Below are 19,150 nucleotides of genomic sequence, written 5' to 3'. Positions count from 1 at the left end.
CCAGGCCCCGGCTCGACATCGAAGCAAAATGCCGGAGCTGTTCCGTTAAGACGAATCACATAGTGGTTTGTGACCGATTGGTGCGCCGTTATGCGGAGGATTCTGATCGATGACCAACGTCCGTGATTTCGGGGCCGTCGGCGACGGTCGGGCCGACGACACCAAGGCGCTTCGGCATGCGGTCGAACAGGGCGGAGGCCAGCTCGACTTTCCCCGAGGGACGTATCGCCTGACCGCCCCCCTGGAGATCGACCTCGACCGTTCCGGGCCGATCGCGCTCTCCGGCCAGGGGGGGACCGCCCGCCTCCTGATGGACGGGCCAGGTCCGGCCGTCCGACTCGTTGGCACGCACGGTAAGTCAGCCGATCCGACGAGCTTCGAACCTCGGGTCTGGCAGCATCAGCGGATGCCGACCGTCAGCGGACTGGAGATCGTCGGCAATCATGACCAGGCCGATGGCATCGAGATCGAAGCGGTGATGCAGCCAACGATCTCCGGGGTCCTGATCCGCCGCTGCCGCTACGGCGTGCACCTGGTCAAGCGGAACCGCAACGTCCTCCTGGCCGACCTGCACATTTACGACGGCCGAGGCCCAGCCATCGGCGTCTACTTCGACGGCGTCAACGTTCACCAGGCGATCGTCACCGGATGCCACATCAGCTACTGCAAGCATGCTGGCATTAAAATTGCCCGAAGTGAGATCCGCAACATCCAGATCACGGGCTGCGACATCGAGTACAACTTCGACACCGGCAACCCCGAGTCGGCCGACGTCTGGATCGACGCCCGCGAGGCCACGGTCCGCGAGGGAACGATCGCCTCGAACACGATTCAGGCCAAGGGGAGCCCAAAAGGCGCCAACATCCGGATCGAAGGGGCCGAACGCGACGACTCCGGGGGCGCCGGCCTCTGGAACATCACGGGCAACGTTCTCCAGGACCAGCAGGTCAACGTCTGGCTCCGCTACTGCCGGGGGATCACCCTGACGGGTAATACGTTCGCAAGCGCCTATGAACGATCGCTCGTTCTCGAGCACTGCCGCGACATCGTCGTCGGGTCAAACGTCTTTGACAATAACCCGGACTACAAAGGCCCCCACATCAACGGCATCCGGGTCATCAAATCGGCCGGCATCAACCTCCAGAACCTCATCCTCGACGGCGCGCGGGCGGGAAGCACAGACGAAGGGGGGGCCATCGAGGTCGTCGATTCGAACGAAGTCCTGATTCTCGGCTGCCAGGTGCTCGACCCCGAGTTCCGCGGCGTCGACATCCGTAACTGCCGCAACACCAAAGTGAGCGAATGCAATATCATCGACCGCCGCGCCCGGCCCACAATGCGTGAACCGGTGCGCATCGTGGACGCTCACGGCAAGGCGGTTTCGACCCGCGAGAACCCGCCTCGTTAAATCCCTATCGCCTCCTCATTCTCCCAGGCGTGTGCCTCAAAACTTCGGCCGAGAGGGCTGGAGAATCCCTCATTCCCAGCGCCTCGGGAGAATTCGATCCAGCCAAAGGCAACCAATCTCCGTAACTGTTCACGGGGGTAGCTTCTGGCACGACCTCGACCGGCCGATTACAAACGATGGCATGAGTGTCGAGCCGCCTCTTCCTCAAACTCTCTAGGACAAGACCCCGTCCGACGTGCAGGCGGCCGTCCTTGCCTTGGTCCAGTCCTTGGAACGCCGCATCTCCGCATTGGAGGCCCGCCTGGGCCAGAATTCCTCCAACTCTTCCAAGCCACCTTCCATCGATCCGCCTCACATCATTTCAATCTCCATGCGACGACTCACCTCGCCTCTGGCCCAGCATCCATTGGTAGAGGTCGGGCATGGAGTAGGTCCGATCCCAGCAGTTGTGGTCGACGCCCGGATATTCGTGATACAGCGGCCGCCCGCCCGCTCCTTGCAGGGCCCTGATCATTGCGCGCGACTGTTCGGGGTGGATCATGCGGTCGGCATCTCCATGGAAGCACCAGCAAGGGATGTCTTTGATCTTCTGCGCCACGCCAGGGTCGCCCCCGCCGCAGATCGGGACGATGGCCGCCCAACGCTTCGGGTGGGCGGCGGCCAGGCTCCAAACGCCCTCGCCGCCCATCGACAGCCCCGTTAGATAAACGCGTCCGAGATCGACGGCGTAGTCGAGAGAAACGGCGTCGAGGATCGCCATCGCCCGCATGCCGTCGGCAGACCCGGCCTGCCAGCCCCCTTCCTGCGATTGCGGAAAGATCGTGAGGAATGGAAACTCGTCCTCGTGGTGCTTGATGGCGTCGGCCAAGGCACCGGTCAGTTGCTTGCGGCCGTCGCTTCCTACATAGCCCGAACCGTGTAGGAAGAGGATCGTCGGCGTCGGCGACTTGCCCTCGTAGCCGCGGGGGATGAAGATGCAGTACTTCGACTCGCGGCCGTCCGGAGAGCGATGAACCTTACCGATGAATCCGCGATTCGTGGGGGCGTCCTCGGAGACCTCGATCCTGGCGTACTCGGCCTGTGGGGGACTCGTCGATCGACGATTCATCATGGGATCGGCCTTCGGCGACGGCCCGCCGGCCGCTCGGGACAGAAGGCGTTCGATGGACGCCACCAAATCGTCGAGCGGCGGATTACCGATCCAGCGTTTGCGGACGACCCCTTCGTGGTCGAGCAGGTACAGAGTCGGATAGCCCACGACTTTCCACCGCTGGGAAATCTGACCCGGACCTTCGTCTCCGTTGCGGAAGGACCGCCAGGTGATCCCGTGCCGATCTACCGCCTCGCGGGCGGCTCGCAGGTCGGTGTCGCTGTTGACGCCGACGATGGCGAATCGATCCCGGTTGAAGCGTTCCGCAACCTCCTTCTCGTGCGGAATCATCTTCATGCACGGGAAGCACCAAGTGGCCCAGAATGAGACGAGCACGACCTTGCCATGATAGTCGTTCAACGATATCGGCCGGTCGTCCAGGTCGACGCCAACGATCTCCGGCGCGGTCTTGCCCAGGCCGTGCGAGCGGATGGTCGAAAGTTGCAGCTCGGCACTCCGCCGGTATACTTTCTCGATGCCCTGAGCGTGGTATTCGTGCTCGCCGTCGAACTCGGCCAGGAACTCTTGGTACAGCGTCTCTGCCTCGGGCTGCCTCGACTCGCCGGATGCCTGCACGAGCGACGCCAGCGCCATCTTGGCCCCGCAGCGCACGAAGCGGTCGTGGTTGGCCGCGAGAATACGACGCAGATGCGGCTCGAACGGCTGGGACCAGGGCGGGCTCTGGCCGCCTCCGCCGAGTCCGGCGATGCGTTCGACGAAGGTGACAATGTCCGGGCTGGTCGCGTAGCGTTCGGCGATCAGGTCGGCGACCTCCGCGAATTCAGGCGTCGCCTCGCCGGCGTCCGTGTCGGGGGCGACCAAGGAGCATGCCCTCGCGAGGACGCAGGCCGCCGACGGATCGTCCGGGTTTGCTTTCACCCGACGTACGAGCGCGGCCCCGAGCGGCCGCAGGCCGTCCACGCGCCCGACGGGGGTGGTGGCGAGCATCCTGCCCCAATGCTGCATGTCCGCCGTGACCGCGAGTTCCAGGAGCTTCGCGCGGGCCTGCTCTCCTTCCCGAGACTTCGGCCACAAGTTTCCCACGAGGTAATAGGCCGTCAGCTCGGCCTTTGTGCCCAGATTCTCGGCTGCGAGCGTCAGGCACCGGCCTCGGAGTTCGGCCTCTCTCGCTGAGAGCCGCTCCCTGGCTTGCTCGACGTCCCTCGGCGCTGCTCCCAAACGTCGGGATTGCTCGGCGAATATGGAACGCGCGCGCTGATACTCGTTCGGAACCTGGCTGAGTTCCCAATCGGCCCGAGTGCCCTGATAGAGGAAAGTGAAAAACAGGTAATCCCGAGCCAGGAACCCGACGACCGCCAGGAGGACGACGGCGAGCAGGCTGTTGCGTGTCCAACGTCGCAGAGCATTCCAACTCATCGGCGAGCCCTCGGGGATGAAGAGACCTACCCCGTGGTTCGCCGACAGCGACCCGATATTGTGAAACAGAGATGCAGGCTCATGCCCGAAAGGGTACATAGGGCCGACGCATTGCAGATTCGCAGCATCGCCCTCGCCGGTCGCGAAGCTCCCGAGACGGGGACCTTCGGCGCGCCACCGCGTCGTATATCGGGAAGTGTTACGTTGCAGACCCGCGGCACGTCACACAGTATTCAGTTGACCCTCCGTGAACGGTTACCAATCTCCATAAGGACCTAATCCTCCGGCCCCCTACAACCGACAAAACAAACAAGCCAGAAGTTCTCGCACCTTGGGTCGGAGGTGATCGTTCATGCGCAGGTCTCTCAGGTTCGTTCCCAACTCCTGGGATTCCCTGGAGATCCGCCTGGCTCTCAGTCACGCCACGGCGATCGCGCCGGGGCATGGCGAAATCCGCATCGCGGTTCCGCGTGGGTTTCGTCCTCAAGCTGCTCCGCGGCTCAAGCCGGTCGCGGTATTCAACCAAGAGCTCGACTCGTTTCGGTCGGACGTTCTGGGAGCAGCGATGGTCGCTGCGCAAGGCCGCTCCACGAACGCATCTGACGGGCCGTCGAGCCAGGCGACACCACCTCAAGGGAGCGATAACCCCGCCGCCGCCGGAGCCAACTACTCCAGCTTTGTCAGCACGCGGGCCCAGATCATGGCCCTTAACCTTCAGAACCTGACGACGAACTTCAGCACATCACCGGCCAAGCGGCCAGGTTCGGCCAAACCGCCTGGTAACCGCTCCCCCCTCCCGCGATACTCCCCGCAGTCGGGCGCCGCCGGATCGTCCGCCAATCTGGCAGCGGCGGTGCTGGCAATCCCTTTGCCCAGCCAACCGGGGCCGGAAGTCACGCGCTACAACGCCATAGTGGACCAAGCGATCGAGGCGTTCCGCACCGACGCCATCGGCGAAGTGAGGTCACTTTCCCTCGGAATCCCGACTCCCCCCCGACGTCGCCCCCCATCGCCCCCAAGCGTCGGCCGCTGAACGGCCGGTAGCATTTATTTCATGCCCGAGTTGCACGATTCGCTCTCGACGTACCAAAGAGGAATGGCCACGCCCAGGACTGGCGCCGGTCATTACGTCGACACGCGCGTGGTGGCCCAGCGCCGGAGCCGCGACAGGAGGAGAAAGAGGCCCGAGAGGCTGACGAGCACCCCGGCGGACGACGAGAGATCGGCCGGCCCTTGAAACGAGGTGGAAACGATCGCGAGGAAGACGATCGCTTCGACAAGAACGATCGAAGCGATCAGGGCCCATCGCCTTAGCGTCAAGCGTGCCGCATCCTCCCAATTCCAGTCCGCCGAAGCTGCGTTCAGCACAGGCCGACCGGTCTCGCTCCGAAGATCGATCTGGATGTCGCTCGTCGAAGGGTCTCGCGGTTGCTCAAGCCGGCTGAGCGACACGATGTGGGGGCGCGGGGGCATAACAAGCTCCGTTGGCGGCTCGGCTCAAAGACGTCGCAAGAATCAACCCCTCACAGCAACGGCGTCATCGCATCGACGGAACTCTGCCAGTCGTGATGAAGTCTCACCTCGAGCGTCCTTGCCTGCCAGCCACTGCAAGGATCCCTCAAAAGTGGGGCCAGAGCAAGCGGCTTGAGTGCGACGATTTTATGAACAGTCCCACAGGTCTTCGGGAGAGTGCTGGCTTACATCTGATCGTCGACAAACACTTTTCTCAAAGAGTATAGAGCGACGAATCTGGTCGGGAGTTCCAAAAAACAAGAAAAGCCCAAAGGAAGGGCGTCGACCTCGGCAGGCCCCCGCTTCCCCTTGGATTCGTCGAAGAGTCGGCGTCCGAGTCCCCACTGCCTCGGAGGAACCCGCCCGATTGATCACAACGGATCGATCCCATCCCATTTCGAGGGTCGGAAATGGCGAGACTCCCTCCCCTTACGACCCGGCGACCACCCCCACCTGTTGTACGCGGGCGTGAGGCAACGAATTCGCATCGATGGGCCAAGGTCGGCGCTCGGAATGGTGAGCTTACGTAACGTGGAAGGACGAGTTTTCAAAACCCTCGGGCCCGGGAAGGGACTCCCGGGCCCGAGGTCCAGGCATTCCGACGTGGACGGTGAACCACGACAAAAAGACCTTGAACATGGATCCCCCGATCGCCGACCGCCGCCAGCGTACAGCTCACGAGTGATCCCTGCCTCAAGAGTACGAACCAACCGACCTCGATCTAACGGGCACTGTCCGCGCGGGCCAATCTCACGTTCACTTGCATCGATCGCCGAGGCGGTGCGGATGTGAGTTCGGGCGCCGGAACCATGACCCAGCCTGTCGGCCATAAAGGTGCATCGTGGCCCTCCTTTTTTTGGAGAATCGTCGGCGTACCGCCCACCTCTGACAATACAGAGCGCGGACGGTCCCCAGGCGACCGTCTCGAAAACCAGGATGAGAGCCACCTCAAGGCAACCCGATCCGCTCCTGGCGCATCGAGACTCTGGTCCTCAGGAGCAGCCGATAGCCCTGCTCGACTCCCATGCTGGGGCCGGCAGCTTGATGCTCGGAGAGCGGGGAGGGATCGAACGAGACAAGCGATCGCTGAGGCTTATCGAGAACTTGAAGTGACCCCAGGCGGGTTGGTTCAGACCGACAACCGAGACAAACGTGGAGCGGAGATGCTGCCGCAAAACAAATCAAGGAGGGGGGGAATTTTAATCGTCAGAAGGTCGTGATCGAATCGGCCTCTTCGTCCAGTGACCCGAATCGAGGCCCTTTTCAGTCAATCGGCCGCTCGAGGCGAGCGTCCGTGCTCAAAACCGCGAGCGGCTGCTCCCGGCGTCGTAGTTGACAGCATCAATTCACCCAAGAACTCATTCAAGAGGTCATAGCCTGAACGACCTTGGCCAGGATTTCCCCTGAATCCGTCAGGCTATAGTAGTTATTCTTCCCCTGACGGCGCGGGACCACGATTCCCCCGTGACGCATCAGGGCAAGGTGGTGGCTCACCGCGGGCTGACTCTGGTTCAAGGATTCGCTCAGGTCACCAACATGGCGCTCCCCCTCGGCGAGGAGCAAGATGACCTGAAGGCGGGTCGCATCGCTGACGTGCTTCAGGAGAATCGAGGCCCGCTGCGCCCGCTTGAACCGCTGCTCGGCATCTTTTTTAACCCGAGCTTTCGCGGCCGCTGAACGAGCGCTTGGAATCAGAACTTCCGCACGAGTATCAGTCGTAGCCATCTCAGATGCCTCCCTGTTCGTGCCTCGACCTCGGCGAGACGGCGGAGACGCCTCCGCTTTGGATCCAGCTCAAGGTTCGAGGCCCAATCACAGATCACTCCCACATCATCGAAATCAGAACGCTGGCAATGGATGCCCGCAAACTTGCCCCCTGACCCGACGTTCACAGAGCGTCAGGCCGAGGATTCAACTTGCGTGAAACCTCAATCTATCATGACCTCGTCAGATAACACGATCCTTTTTTTCAAAAGTCAATGGATTGCTGCACTTTTATTATGAGTTTTACCTCGTACATGCAAGGTTCTACCAGCGCGTTTGCGGGCTGGGCCCAGCGAAAACTGGTGCAAATCCAAAGTGGCCAGACCGGTCGATCCGAGAAAAACCAAGAAACTGTCAAGCTCCGACCGAAGCCAGCCGAGTGGGCGATTGATTGCAAAGTTCACGTCCATCTGGAAAGTCTCCACTCAACTCTTAAGGCCGACTGTTCCGATCATAGCGGCAGGATTTGCTCACTGCGCGACTCCCGATGTTCAAGCGGGCTCGTGCGAGAAGCTCAGCGTCAGGAGACGTTCAATGGGAGCGACGGTGCCCCGTCACGCCTTGATTTTTCGAGTGCACCGGCTTGCCCTGGCCGGTATGACGGGAGCCTGGCTCATGGCCGGGATACTCGGAACGGCACCAGCCCGCGCTGGGGAACCGGGCGGAGCCCAAGCAAGCCCCGAGCCAGCCCGGGCGGACGCTTCCGTTCCGGTTGTCGCGGCCCCCAGATCGCGTCAGGCCTATCTCTTTTTTCCCGGTGACAGACGCGCTCCACAACGCCCAACGGCGGCGGCGGTCGCTCGAGCCACCCCCGCCCCCACCCTGTCCGCCGGCCCGCCCACCAGGTCCTACCTTTTCTTCACACCGGGGAAGAAGAGCGCCGCCCAGAAGCCCGCCTCCGTGGCCAGACAGGTTCCCCCGGCTCCAGCTTCCGGTGCAAATTCGAAGCCGGCGGTCGTGGGCGTTGAGGGCGCCACCGAAGGACTCCCGCTTGCACCGGCCCAACCCAGGCTGATCTTCTTTTCGCCAAAGCGCGGCCTGGCAAACTCGGGGCGGCCCCAAGGCCCCAAACAAGTGGCGCAAAGCGATCGCCGCAAGCCGACCTTGCTGGCCACGAACGAGCCAGTCCCGGTGCGTCTGCCAGGCCCCCTGACGCGATCGCCACAGCCTTACCTCATCTTCCAGCCGAAACAGGCCCGGGACCGGCGCTCCCCGACTCCAAAGGCCAAGGCAACGTCATCCACCACCACCACAACGACAACGCCGCCGAACCCGGACGTGACCACGGTCGTCCCCAAGCCAAAGCCTACGTCTCGGCCAGTCACGATGCCGACAGTAGCCCGCAGCGCGGCCCCTAACACGTCCCGGGGCAAGCTCGAGCCCACCGTCAATTTTGCCGACTTGCCTCCGCTCCCCCGGTTGAACCAACCCCTCCCGGGCTCGTCGATCGAAAAAGCCGAAAACCACCAGCGACTTCGCTTGAAATGATCGGCACGCACCAGTTGGATCGCAGCGATTCACACCCACTAGGCCAGCACACAAAGGCCAATGGCTCCGAGGCAAATATGCACAGGATAATGGGGATACTGGTTGTGCTTCTCTGCCCGGTCCTGCTGATCGGGGGCGAGCCCACTCCCGTGGCAAAGGCCGCAAACTTGATTCCCGACCCGGATTACTTGCCGAAGGTCGGCGATCGTGCGGTACTTTACTCGCTCGATTCCGAGAAGATCCCGTTCGACCTCTGGTGTGCCACCACGAGTGAGAATTGCCGCAACTTTATCAAAAGCATGTTTGCCACGGATGATCAAGGTGAGGAGGCCAATGATCCGTCCATCGAGGCGAAGATCGTTCACCTGACGCCGAAAACCGACGTTCAATTGTTGTCCGTCGAGACGGTCGAGGTTGAGGGGGGCAAAGATGGGGCACCGCTAAAATGCACCTACTTCGCGATCCGGGTGCTTTCCGGCCCGTTCCAAGGCCAGACACTCTACACCCTCGACTTCCATATCACTCGCCTGGTGGCACCGCCCGTGCCCCATGGGGCCGCGGACGGTGATAAAGCAGCCAAGTCGATCGCCCCTGGTTCAGCACCGACCCAGGTCCTATTCGACACCGCGAATGTTCCCGCCACGGAGCAAGAAGCGGCCAAACTCCCGGAACCCCCGGCTCCTGCTCCCGCTGCCGCTCCCGCCCTAATCGAGCTCGAAACCCCGGATGTTCTTGCCGCGAAGCAAGAAGCAGCCAAACGCCCGGAACCTCCCGCTCCCGCGCCGGCCCGAATCGAGCTCGAAACCCCGGACGATCTTACCTCGAAGCGAGAAGCAGCCAAACGCCCGGAACCCCCGGTTCCCGTGCCGGCCCGAATCGAGCTCGAAATCCCGGACGATCTTACCTCGAAGCAAGAAGCGGCCAAACTCCCAGAACCTCCCGCTCCCGCGCCGGCCCGAATCGAGCTCGAAACCCCGGACGTCCCCACCAAGCCCATCCAAGAAACGGCAGGGATTTCAGCGGTTGCCCCGTCAACGCTCCCCGAAGCCTCGTCACTGCCCGAACCCGTGGGACTCGAGTCGGCGGCCCCTGCTCAAGACGTCTCTTCATCTTCGGCCCCGTCGCCAAAGTCACATGTCGATATTCTGACGGCGGAGACTTCCCGGCGAGTGATCCCGGGCGTCGAGCCGCCCGCGTTGGCAGACTCCTCTCCCTCGTCTCGGCCAGCGAGCCTGGCGCAACCAACCCTTGCTTCGGCCTCGCCAGAACCTCCGGCAGCTCCCGCTCAGCTCTCGCTCCCGCTGACGCCGTTACCCGAGCCCGATATCGCGTCACGTGCGATCGTGCGGGAATCATCGGCCGGCCGGCCCCCGGCGGTGTCGTCGCCCCGAGCGCAAACGACCGGAATTTCGTCTCAGATCGACCGGCGAATGCTTTCGAATCCAGCGAGGGGAGTCGTGTCGGCTCCGGCGAAGCCACTCTCCGCTCCGGAAATGCTCACCGGAGCCCGAGCGCGGGATACGGCCGGCAAGACCGTCGAAGCCCTCGTGGCGTATCGGACCCTCGAACGCACACATCCAGGGTCGCGGGAGAGCCGGATCGCGATCGAACGGATCAAGGGCCTCACCGAAAAGTTACAAGTCGACGCCCAAGAGGTTCGCGCGGCCTCGGTGATGAAGCAAGCTCGTGAGATCGAGGCAGCGGGTAAGCGCACGCTGGCGTTGAGCTACTTCCAGCAGATCGTGAAGGTCTATCCGAAAACCCCCACGGCCCGACTGGCGTCCGAGCACATCAAGAGCATGGGGACGAGCTCCCCATCACCTGGAAACTGAGCCGACTGGTTCATCATCGAACACACACGCTCGGCCTGGCCGTTCGGACCGCTCCCCTACTTGTGCTGACAAGGGGGCCGGTCCGGCGGCGTTCTTACCCGGCCGTGACGTTCTCTAGCCCGCCATCGAAGAGAAGTCGACCTGTTCCCGCACACGGGCGACCGCCTTCCGCAACGCCTTCCGCGCAGCGACCGGCGAGTACCCCATCCGTCGTCCCATCTCCTCGAAGGTGCATTGCTCTCGGAACCTCATGCTCAGTAACTGGCGATCCCGCTCGGAGAGCTGCGTCAGCGCCTCCTGAAGCTCCTCACCCAGTTCCTTCTTCATCATCACGGAACTCGGCGAGGATCCACTGAGGACCAGGCTCCGATCATGGATTCCCGCGGCCTTCACCTGGTCAAGGGAAACCTCCACACTGACATTTCGCTTGATGGTCTTCCGATAAGTGCGAACCAGAAGTCTCAGGTTGTTGATAAAAATCTGCCGCAACCACGACTGCCATTCGGAACCAGTCCGGCCGGTGAAATTCCCGAAGTCGCGTGCCGCCTCGAGAAACGTCTCCTGCACCAGGTCCGAAACATCCCCCTTGGGGCGAAGATCGGGGGCTAACTCGTTCGTGGCGATTCGGACCAGGTACGGCCGGAAGGCCTCGAGGGCGTTCCCCAACGAATTCGGAGCACCGCCCCGCGCATCCTCCAGCAAGGATTCGACGGAGAGATCAATCATCACCTTGATTTCGTACGACTTCTCGTTGTCCATCACACCCCCCAACGCCATCCATTCTCATTGGCCAAAAATTCGCCGCTCGGCGCGAAGGTGAAATCCAACACTCCCCGGGCCTACCAACTCATCCATGTTTAATTACCTCCAAAGGGAGGGGCCGATTCTGTTTAATCATACAAGACGCTCGCCGAACGGTTAAGTCAATGGAATTCCTTCGCATGCAATTGAGAGGCGTGCCGACGCAATGAAAGAGAATTGAAGGCCGAACCCAACGAAATCACTCTGGCCACTCGAGCGGGTAAAATAAGGAAGGGATGGCACGGCAATAAAGCCACACCATCCCCCCACAAATTCAAAACCGATTCGCTTGGCTCAAGCTTAGAAAATGCCAAGGACCCGGAAGATGGGCAGGCGATTCAGGAAGTTGTTCGCGGCCAACGGGAAGTAGGGGGTCCCTACCGGCGGCGTAAAGAAGACGCCCCCCGCGACGCTGCTGACCTTCAAAAGAGCGCGCTGGCGGAAAACTTCCAGGGCGAAGGCCCGACGGGAGTTCGCTTCAGCCGAGAACGGGTTGGCCCGCAAGGACGCGGAGATCGGGGGATTGGGGTTCCTGAAATAGTTATTGAGGAACTGATTGACCTGCCTCTGATTGAGCGGCAGGGGAACCGAGCCAAAGCCCAAGTCCGGGCTCAGGTCCTGAGTCTGTCGTGCACGGACCATGGCGCGAAGCGCCTGGTTCTTTGCATTGGGGCGAGTCCTCGCCTCGGCGAAGGTGGGAGACAGGATCGACCACCCTCCAACGAGGACAGCCAAGCTCAAGACTTTGCGAGAAACAGTCATCGGCAGCCTCCTACAGAAAGTGATCGTTTCGTCAAGCCGGATTGAGTGGTTCACCAACCTCAGGTCGATCGTCTCATTTATCGTCGAACCAAAGGTGAGAATCAAGCCTCTTGTCCGATCGACCCACCGGCCTTCTTACTCCGCACCGACCGAGAAATCGTTAAGGTTGCGACAGGCCGGCAATCTTCTGCAGCTTGCCAGTGATGAGCGAACCTTCCCAATCTCCCATGACTTGGAAATTTTACACCTTCATAGTGTTCTGTCAAGCATCTGACAAAGGTTTTCTGTGGGCTTTTCGGAACATTCCCGAGAACTTAAGTTCTCACACTTTCTTACCAATCCCGAGATGATGACAAAGAGACTTTCCTGGGCCATCTCAGAAATAGGGGGGGGGGGATCGGAGAACTGGCATCGCTTCGGGAATGAGAACAACCGACCCGTTGCCCCCGGCAGTCACCCCAGCGGAGCTTGCTCAAGTGGTCCCCGCCCCGGTTCCTGGTCCCGCGATGCTCCGGTAAGGGCGCGGAGGATCCGTGACCAGTGCCCTTCCTGTTTTCGTTCGTAAGTGGCGAGAAACTGGCTGGCGATCGCCAGGCACTCCTTGGGATCACGTGGGACGCTGGCGACTTCACCTCTGGCAGGCTCCGGACTCACCTTGCCCGCGTTCCGAGCGGCGTCCGCGGCCACCGACTTGCGGGCCGGCGCGGGCAATACCGCCCCTGCGGCAGGTGCGGGCGCAGGTGAAGCCTCTTGAGGAACCGGGGCGAGAGCCGTCGCAGGCCCTTGACTGATCTCGACGCGCAAGGCGTGCATTTCCTCGGCGAGCCGACGGATCTCGGCCAGTTCGTCCTTGACCAGGTTCATGTGATCGCGATGCATCGTGCCCAGCATCTGCGCCAGCATCATCATCGCTTGCTGAGAGGGATCGTGTCCCGGCTCTCGCGAATTCCAGGTGGGATGGTGGGCCAATTCATCCCCGGCGGGGCTCGCCAACCAGGCCGATGCCAGGGGAACCGGTGTCTCCCCTGAGGTGGGCGTCGCCAGGTGTACGGATCGCCCCGCGGAATTCGCGATCTGCGGAATCGCCGGAGTCGGTGATGACCGAGGCCGATCGGACCGGTGCGGCGGGGCTGGGGCAAGCGTCCCGGCACAAAGCCGAAGCGTGAATGATCCCAGTTGGCAGACCGATCCCTCTTCGAGCCGCGCGGCACGCACGTAGGTCCCGTCGACCTCGACCCCTTCACGGGAGAGCAGATCGACAATCCAGAGGCCCGCGGGGGTCCGGACCAAGGCGGCGTGAAATTTCGAGATCGACGGGTTCATCAGCCGAACCTGGCAGGCGGTCGAGCGTCCGATCAGGGCGAGGGCTCGGCTCATCCGCCACCCATAGGTGTGCCCCACAACGCCGTCGATCTCCAGAACGGCTGATGGCAACTTTCGCGAATACTGGGCCGAGAGCGGATGCAATCGCAATCCCCCCCCGTCGCCACCGTGATCGTCCCCCGCCTGCCCCTGAAGGCGGAACGCCACCGGGCCAATTTGAAGCCGACTTGCGGGGGTGACCCAACCGAACCGCTGGAGCTCCCCATCGATGAAGACGCCCCCTTGGCTGTCCAGGTCGATGGAGACAAGGCGTCCCCCGATGATCTGCAAATAGCAATGCCGTGAGCTCACCTGCTCGCGGTCGAGCCTCAGGTCGGCGTCGGGGCTGCGGCCAACGACCAAGAAAGGCTGATCGAAAGTCCGTGGCGTCCCTAGACTGCCGTCGTCGTTGAGGACGTTCAATTGCAATGAGCCCGCGCCGCACGACTCGGAGAACGTCGAGTGGGTGTCGATCGAAGTCGGGTTCACCAACTCCTCCTGGCGACAGAAGCGCCTGTCCTCAGGCATAACGAGGAAATCGCGTCGGACGCTCTCCTCACAAACCGACTCGGATCCCAATGGACCCAACAACGTCCCAACGGACGATCTATTGTAACGCGTAAAATCTCACACAAGGGCCGGCGAGGAGGTCTCACTCGAATTCCGGCGTGCTCCCAACGCCATGATCCCCCCACTCCGTACACCTGGATCCCGCCCCGAAGTGCCACGTATCGGAGCCGAATTGGCCCGACCGCGAGCAGAACGCATCCATGCAAACCACGTTCCAAACCCAATAATTCGCAATTCCATCGCGTCACCGAGAGAATCCGCCAACGAGCTCCCATCCCCGTTTCAAGAGGGCCAGTCGCGTGTTGCCCCGGTTGTCGCAGAATCGGCATCACGACCAGGGCCACCGTCAGTCGAGATCATCTCTGACTCAGTTTTACAAGAGCCTGCCATGAATCGCAACTCCCCGACATCCACGCGTCAGCGCAGGTAGGTTGAGCAAATGGCCCAGTGGCCACTTCGGGAACGTCTCGGGCTGACGACGAAACCGGTGGCCAATCGACGCAGGTCGTGGGTGACATGCTCCCCAATGCCCGGCCGCTCTTTACCGCTCGGGAAATCGGATGGTACGATTCGGCTCCCTGCTTTTCGGAACGGAATGCTCGATCACAACGGCGATCCCGCAGCGTTTCCATGGGGCGTCCCGGACCAGAACAGCCGAGGGAGAATTCGCAAAAGGAAAGATGAGAGGGAGATCATCTGGTGACCGGCGAGCAAGCCCCGAAGGCCCAACAGAACATCCCAGCGTCACAGGGCGCAGTCCGGTTCGAGCGACCCACGGTCCCAGGAGGGAAACCGGCCGTCTTCCTCGACCGCGACGGGACGATTATCGAGCACGTCCACTATCTGTCCGACGTCCTCAAGGTCCGCCTCTTGCCAGGCGCGGCCGAGGCGATCGGCCGGCTCCGGGCCGCCGGCTTCGCTTGCGTGGTGGTCACGAACCAGTCGGCAATCGGCCGAGGGATGATCACCGAAGGTCAGCTCGACCTGATCCACGACGAGATGAACCGACAGCTCGCCGCCGCGGGAACCGCCGTGGACGCCATCGAGTTCTGCCCCGAAACTCCCGGGAGCGACGACCGGAGCCTGATCGAGCACATCGACCGCAAGCCAGGTCCCGGGATGCTCTTCAGGGCGACCGCTGCGCTCGGGCTCGATCTCGACGCGTCATGGATGATTGGGGATATGCTCAGCGATATTCTGGCAGGGGTCAACGCCGGCTGTCGCGGCAGTATCCTCGTGCAAACCGGCAAGGGCCTCGACGAGGCGGAGAAGGAAACGGCCAACGCCTACCATGTCACGGCGGACCTGCCCGCCGCCGCCGACCTGATCCTCGGTTTCGACGCGATGTCACCATCAGCGACCTCCGACAATCCGGCAGCCCGGCCTCTCAGCCCATCATGACGGGGCCGGCCCCGCGCTCTCCCCGGCACGAGGAGGCCCCACGCTCAGCCCGGGGTTCGAGTGCGAGAACGTCAGTGAGACGAGAACGCTGACGCCACTCAGCCCCAGGCCCACGCACCGAGCGCCGAGCATCGCCGGGGTCCCGATGGAATGGCCGATCAGGCGGAACAACTCGCCACTGACTTCCTCACCGACCCCGAGCGCCCCAAACGGCAGTGGCGCGATGGCCGTCAACAGGGTCAGGGGAATGACCACGAGGCTGGTGCCCAAGGGTGGTCTGATCGGGAACAGAGCACAGATCACCGCATAAAACGAGAAGGCATAGATCGAATGGCTGGTCATGGACATCGCCAGGGCCGCGGCCACGGCCATTGGCTGGTCTCGATACGCCGCCGCCGCATCCCATAGGGCCGCCAGTTTCACTTGCAGCCTCCCCTCCCCCAGAATCCGTCGCAAGAGGACAGCGGTGGCCGGCAGGAACAACGCAGCGAACCCGAGCACCCCCGCGCCTGTGACCACCCAGACGACCTCGATCAGCCTTCGAACGGCGACGGTCCCCGTTGACCATTGGAGCGTCCCCATCAGGCTGACTAGCAGGAACATGCCGAAAACCCCCGTGATCCGGTCGAACATGACCGACGCGATCACGGGCGCCCTCCTGCGATCCTGCCCTCGGCAGAAGGTGGCCACCTTGACCACGTCCCCCCCGAGTTGACCGGGCACGATCAACTCGGACGCATGGCCAAGAAAACCGATCTGAACGGCCTGGCGCAGGGTCAGTGGCACCCCCTGGGCGCGTGCCAGCAGATACCAGCGGGCAAAGGTGCTCAGCAAGGCGATTTCCCCCAGCGCAAAGGCCGCCGCCAGATAACGCAGGTTGGGCCTTCGCCCGATCACCTCCTGAACCGAGGCCTGATTCCTCCAGAGCGACCAACCCAGCAGACCGAACCCGAGCCCGTACGAGGCAATCCGCAAGAACCGCTTCAGTCCCCCACGTTTCGCCCTCGGAGCCCGGCCGGAACTCTCAGCGGATCGTAATGCCGGCCCCAGCCCGAGGATTGCGTCGTCAATCAAGGCGTGAATCTCCTTCCCGCAACACAGGCGGCCCGCCTAGCCAAAGAGAAATGTCAGCCGGCGGAGGCGGCGATCCGCTTGTAGTATTGGGCCAGGAGGTCAGCGACCTGGGCATTCGCATCGAGCGCGACCTTCTCCATCAGGCCGGGACCTCGGGTCAAAATGCAGGTGACCGCAGCCCCTGTATTCTTCTTGTCCAGCTTCATCGCCGCGAAGACAGCCTCTCGATCGGCGCCACACAAGACGCTTTCATAAGGCTGATACCAGGGTTTTAAGAGTTCGTCGATCGCATCGGCGGCCCCCGCCGGAGCCAGGGCAAGTTGCTCAGAGAAGAAAGTGGCCGTCGAAATGCCGAGCGACACGGCAATCCCATGGGGAATGCCATACTGAGTCGCCGACTCATACGCATGGCCAAAGGTATGGCCGTAGTTCAGCAAGTTCCGCTTCCCGGTGTCGAACTCGTCCTGCTCGATGAACGCTTTCTTGATCCGCAAGGCGTCCCAGACGAGTTGGCCGAGCCCTTCCCCGGTCTCCGCGTAGTGGGCGAGATGGGTTTTCAACCTCGCCAGTTCGTTCTCCCCGGCGACCAGATGGAGCTTGATAATTTCCCCCATCCCCGAGCGAATCTCATCGTGGGGGAGAGTCCGAAGCAGGTCAAACACGAGGTAAACCTGCTTCGGCGCGTGGAACGTGCCGAGCTGATTCTTGAACCGGCCGACATTGATCGAGCTCTTGCTCCCGATGCAACTGTCGCACTGAGCGAGTAGCGTCGACGGCACCAGCGACCAGGCGATGCCCCGGAACAAGACCGACGCGATGAAGCAGCCGATATCCTGAAGGACCCCGCCCCCGACCACGATCAAGGTGGAGTTTCGTTTGATCCCGGCCTGGATCAACGACTCGATGATCGGCTCGAGCGAGGAGTACGACTTGGCCTCTTCCGAGGCCTCGATCACGAAGAGTCGGCTCGGGTCGACGGCTTGCCGGAAGGCGTCGGGGTGGAGCGAGACCACCGTCGCGTCGGCCAGAACAAACGCGGCGCCGGCTGAGGCCTGGAGGGCCGATTCAATCGCCTCGGCGACCGTTCCCACCGCTTCAACCCGATAACTGCCTGAACTACTCAACACCTCGAGCATGGTCCCGTCCTCACTTCACTGGCAGGTGAAACCGCCGTCGATCACGAGGGATTGCCCGACCAAATAGGTATTGGCCGGCGAGCTGAGGAACGCGACGAACCGGGCGATTTCCTCGGGCTGCGCGAGCCGCCCCAAGGGAATGGTGCCTCGAATCACCTCGAGCTGCTCCGGCGTATTGTTGGCGCGGGTGAGCTCGGTCTCGACGTACCCCGGGCACACCGCGTTGACCAGGACGCCGTGAGGCGCGAGTTCCAAAGCCGTCGTCCGAGTCAGGCCGCTGAGCCCCGACTTGGTCGACGAATAAGGAGCACGCCCCGGCTTCGAGGCCACGGCCCAGATCGAGCTGATGTTGACCACCCTGCCCCACCCTGCCGATTTCATTCCCGGGCTGAACCCCTGGATCAACCGGAACGGCGCCGTCAGATTGACTTGCAACGTTCGGGCCCAGTCTTCCGCCGTCACGTCCTCGAGCGCGGCAATGGGATTGATCCCCGCGTTGTTGATCAGGATATCGACGCCATCCTCGCGGTGGATCTCGATGTACTGGTCGATCGAGGCGGGATCGAGCAGGTCGAGCTCCGATCGCGACGGCGCGATCACCTCGACCCCATCGCGCCGCAGCGAGATCGCGATCTCCGCGCCGATGCCCCGCGATCCGCCCGTGACAAGAGCCTTATGCTTATGCATGGCCTGGCCGATTCTTGTTCACCAGGTTGATGGATTCCTGGTAGCGCTTCTCCATCATGGCGAGCCGGCCGTCATCCTCACGGTGGATTGCACCGTAGTAGGCTTTCTTGTTGCGGAGCCAGAGCAGCTCGAACTCGACCGCCTTGAGAAACGCCTCTTCCGGATTCGCCAGCGCCCCGGGGCAACTGAAGATAACCTTGCGGGTCTCGAAGCGATCGAGGTGCCCTTCGGGGAAATCGCGAAAGAACGGAAGCGAATGCGCGGAGACGCCGCCGCCGACAACCACCGACTTCCCCGCCTCCTTGGCCAGCTTGGCCACTTGAAGCGACAGCTTGAGGATCTCGTCGCTGTTGATCTGATCGCGTCCCAGGCTCATCGACCCCGATAGATCGACCCGCCCGATCACAACGCCGTGGAGGCGGTCAATCTGGGGAATCCGGAGCATCGCCTCGAAGTTCTCGACCGAGGTCAAGGTCTCGATGTTGATCAGAAGCTCGACTTCATGGTCGTCGCCGAACGCCAGCTTCGCCGCCCCGAGAAACTTCTGGAGTGCGTAAGGCGTCTCGACCATCGGGGCGATGATCCGTTCGACGCCGAGGCTGATGGCGTCGAACATGTCCTTCAGCGCTTCGCAGCCGCCGATCTTGATGTTCATGCCCACACCGGCCTGGGCGCTGACGTCTTTCAAACGCATGGCCTCTTCCATGCGGGTCCCCTCGGCCTCGAACTCAGCCTTCACCCCGGTGACGTGATACCGCTCCCTGAGCTCCACCAACCGCTCGATCATCTGCTTTTCCAGCGAATTCATCCGGCTCTCCAAATAGGA

Annotated in this window: 15 protein-coding genes and 1 pseudogene; 6 read left to right on the top strand and 10 right to left on the bottom strand. The window is 62.3% G+C overall.

The annotated features are described in order from the left end of the window. Positions 1–109: 109 nt before the first annotated feature. Positions 110–1,408, top strand: coding sequence for a right-handed parallel beta-helix repeat-containing protein (locus V5E97_RS09340; protein WP_406699052.1), 1,299 nt, complete (start codon positions 110–112; stop codon positions 1,406–1,408). A 241-nt stretch (positions 1,409–1,649) separates the two neighbouring features. After that, positions 1,650–1,760 (top strand): annotated as a pseudogene (locus tag V5E97_RS09335) (DUF6444 domain-containing protein); the annotation flags it as partial. 9 nt (positions 1,761–1,769) lie between these two features. Here V5E97_RS09335 and V5E97_RS09330 read toward each other — a convergent pair. After that, positions 1,770–3,935 (bottom strand): redoxin domain-containing protein, encoded by a 2,166-nt coding sequence (locus tag V5E97_RS09330; protein WP_406699051.1) that lies wholly within the window; start codon positions 3,933–3,935, stop codon positions 1,770–1,772. Positions 3,936–4,287: 352 nt separating this feature from the next. On the opposite strand from V5E97_RS09330, the gene V5E97_RS09325 reads away from it, so the two are divergent. Next, positions 4,288–4,968 carry a hypothetical protein gene (locus V5E97_RS09325; RefSeq protein WP_406699050.1) on the top strand — a complete coding sequence of 227 codons (681 nt, stop codon included), beginning with the start codon at positions 4,288–4,290 and terminating at the stop codon, positions 4,966–4,968. Positions 4,969–5,060: 92 nt separating this feature from the next. On the opposite strand, the gene V5E97_RS09320 is transcribed toward V5E97_RS09325, so the two are convergent. Then, positions 5,061–5,408: a hypothetical protein gene (locus V5E97_RS09320; RefSeq protein WP_406699049.1), complete on the bottom strand. Its 348-nt coding sequence runs from the start codon at positions 5,406–5,408 to the stop codon at positions 5,061–5,063. Positions 5,409–6,809: 1,401 nt separating this feature from the next. Next, positions 6,810–7,172 (bottom strand): ArsR/SmtB family transcription factor, encoded by a 363-nt coding sequence (locus V5E97_RS09315; RefSeq protein ID WP_406699048.1) that lies wholly within the window; start codon positions 7,170–7,172, stop codon positions 6,810–6,812. A 573-nt stretch (positions 7,173–7,745) separates the two neighbouring features. On the opposite strand from V5E97_RS09315, the gene V5E97_RS09310 reads away from it, so the two are divergent. Both V5E97_RS09310 and V5E97_RS09305 read left to right on the top strand, forming a co-directional pair. Next, positions 7,746–8,699 (top strand): hypothetical protein, encoded by a 954-nt coding sequence (locus tag V5E97_RS09310; RefSeq protein ID WP_406699047.1) that lies wholly within the window; start codon positions 7,746–7,748, stop codon positions 8,697–8,699. Between the two features lie 77 nt (positions 8,700–8,776). Continuing rightward, a complete protein-coding gene (locus V5E97_RS09305; RefSeq protein WP_406699046.1) occupies positions 8,777–10,531 on the top strand; it encodes a tetratricopeptide repeat protein in 1,755 nt (584 codons plus the stop codon). Positions 10,532–10,645: 114 nt separating this feature from the next. Here V5E97_RS09305 and V5E97_RS09300 read toward each other — a convergent pair whose 3' ends face one another. The 3 genes from V5E97_RS09300 to V5E97_RS09290 all read right to left on the bottom strand — a co-directional run bounded on the left by V5E97_RS09300 (position 10,646) and on the right by V5E97_RS09290 (position 13,945). Further along, positions 10,646–11,308, bottom strand: coding sequence for a sigma-70 family RNA polymerase sigma factor (locus tag V5E97_RS09300; RefSeq protein ID WP_406699045.1), 663 nt, complete (start codon positions 11,306–11,308; stop codon positions 10,646–10,648). 324 nt (positions 11,309–11,632) lie between these two features. Further along, positions 11,633–12,094, bottom strand: coding sequence for a hypothetical protein (locus V5E97_RS09295; protein WP_406699044.1), 462 nt, complete (start codon positions 12,092–12,094; stop codon positions 11,633–11,635). A 453-nt stretch (positions 12,095–12,547) separates the two neighbouring features. Then, positions 12,548–13,945 carry an FHA domain-containing protein gene (locus V5E97_RS09290; protein WP_406699043.1) on the bottom strand — a complete coding sequence of 466 codons (1,398 nt, stop codon included), beginning with the start codon at positions 13,943–13,945 and terminating at the stop codon, positions 12,548–12,550. A 780-nt stretch (positions 13,946–14,725) separates the two neighbouring features. Here V5E97_RS09290 and V5E97_RS09285 point away from each other — a divergent pair. Further along, positions 14,726–15,427 (top strand): D-glycero-alpha-D-manno-heptose-1,7-bisphosphate 7-phosphatase, encoded by a 702-nt coding sequence (locus tag V5E97_RS09285; protein WP_406699042.1) that lies wholly within the window; start codon positions 14,726–14,728, stop codon positions 15,425–15,427. On the opposite strand, the gene V5E97_RS09280 is transcribed toward V5E97_RS09285, so the two are convergent. The 4 genes from V5E97_RS09280 to V5E97_RS09265 are packed head-to-tail and all read right to left on the bottom strand — an operon-like array spanning position 15,422 to position 19,132. Continuing rightward, positions 15,422–16,501: a lysylphosphatidylglycerol synthase transmembrane domain-containing protein gene (locus V5E97_RS09280; protein ID WP_406699041.1), complete on the bottom strand. Its 1,080-nt coding sequence runs from the start codon at positions 16,499–16,501 to the stop codon at positions 15,422–15,424. The genes V5E97_RS09285 and V5E97_RS09280 overlap by 6 nt on opposite strands. Before the next feature lie 53 nt (positions 16,502–16,554). Then, complete coding sequence (locus V5E97_RS09275) at positions 16,555–17,637, bottom strand: AroB-related putative sugar phosphate phospholyase (cyclizing) (RefSeq protein WP_406699040.1); 1,083 nt, start codon at positions 17,635–17,637, stop codon at positions 16,555–16,557. A 15-nt stretch (positions 17,638–17,652) separates the two neighbouring features. Continuing rightward, positions 17,653–18,324: an SDR family NAD(P)-dependent oxidoreductase gene (locus V5E97_RS09270; RefSeq protein WP_406699039.1), complete on the bottom strand. Its 672-nt coding sequence runs from the start codon at positions 18,322–18,324 to the stop codon at positions 17,653–17,655. After that, a complete protein-coding gene (locus tag V5E97_RS09265) occupies positions 18,317–19,132 on the bottom strand; it encodes an aldolase/citrate lyase family protein (RefSeq protein WP_406699038.1) in 816 nt (271 codons plus the stop codon). The genes V5E97_RS09270 and V5E97_RS09265 overlap by 8 nt, the downstream gene beginning before the upstream one ends. Positions 19,133–19,150: the final 18 nt, after the last annotated feature.

Source organism: Singulisphaera photorubra (genome assembly GCF_045290345.1).
GTDB lineage: Bacteria > Planctomycetota > Planctomycetia > Isosphaerales > Isosphaeraceae > Singulisphaera.
This window is presented reverse-complemented; position numbering and strand designations above follow the sequence as displayed.

Bases quoted from the DNA above. Each gene is read 5' to 3' on its own strand.
- V5E97_RS09275 (WP_406699040.1), bottom strand. From the start codon at position 17,637: ATGCTCGAGGTGTTGAGTAGTTCAGGCAGTTATCGGGTTGAAGCGGTG.
- V5E97_RS09340 (WP_406699052.1), top strand. From the start codon at position 110: ATGACCAACGTCCGTGATTTCGGGGCCGTCGGCGACGGTCGGGCCGAC.
- V5E97_RS09310 (WP_406699047.1), top strand. From the start codon at position 7,746: ATGGGAGCGACGGTGCCCCGTCACGCCTTGATTTTTCGAGTGCACCGG.
- V5E97_RS09315 (WP_406699048.1), bottom strand. From the start codon at position 7,172: ATGGCTACGACTGATACTCGTGCGGAAGTTCTGATTCCAAGCGCTCGT.
- V5E97_RS09305 (WP_406699046.1), top strand. From the start codon at position 8,777: ATGCACAGGATAATGGGGATACTGGTTGTGCTTCTCTGCCCGGTCCTG.
- V5E97_RS09300 (WP_406699045.1), bottom strand. From the start codon at position 11,308: ATGGCGTTGGGGGGTGTGATGGACAACGAGAAGTCGTACGAAATCAAG.
- V5E97_RS09265 (WP_406699038.1), bottom strand. From the start codon at position 19,132: ATGAATTCGCTGGAAAAGCAGATGATCGAGCGGTTGGTGGAGCTCAGG.
- V5E97_RS09320 (WP_406699049.1), bottom strand. From the start codon at position 5,408: ATGCCCCCGCGCCCCCACATCGTGTCGCTCAGCCGGCTTGAGCAACCG.
- V5E97_RS09330 (WP_406699051.1), bottom strand. From the start codon at position 3,935: ATGAGTTGGAATGCTCTGCGACGTTGGACACGCAACAGCCTGCTCGCC.
- V5E97_RS09295 (WP_406699044.1), bottom strand. From the start codon at position 12,094: ATGACTGTTTCTCGCAAAGTCTTGAGCTTGGCTGTCCTCGTTGGAGGG.
- V5E97_RS09270 (WP_406699039.1), bottom strand. From the start codon at position 18,324: ATGCATAAGCATAAGGCTCTTGTCACGGGCGGATCGCGGGGCATCGGC.
- V5E97_RS09325 (WP_406699050.1), top strand. From the start codon at position 4,288: ATGCGCAGGTCTCTCAGGTTCGTTCCCAACTCCTGGGATTCCCTGGAG.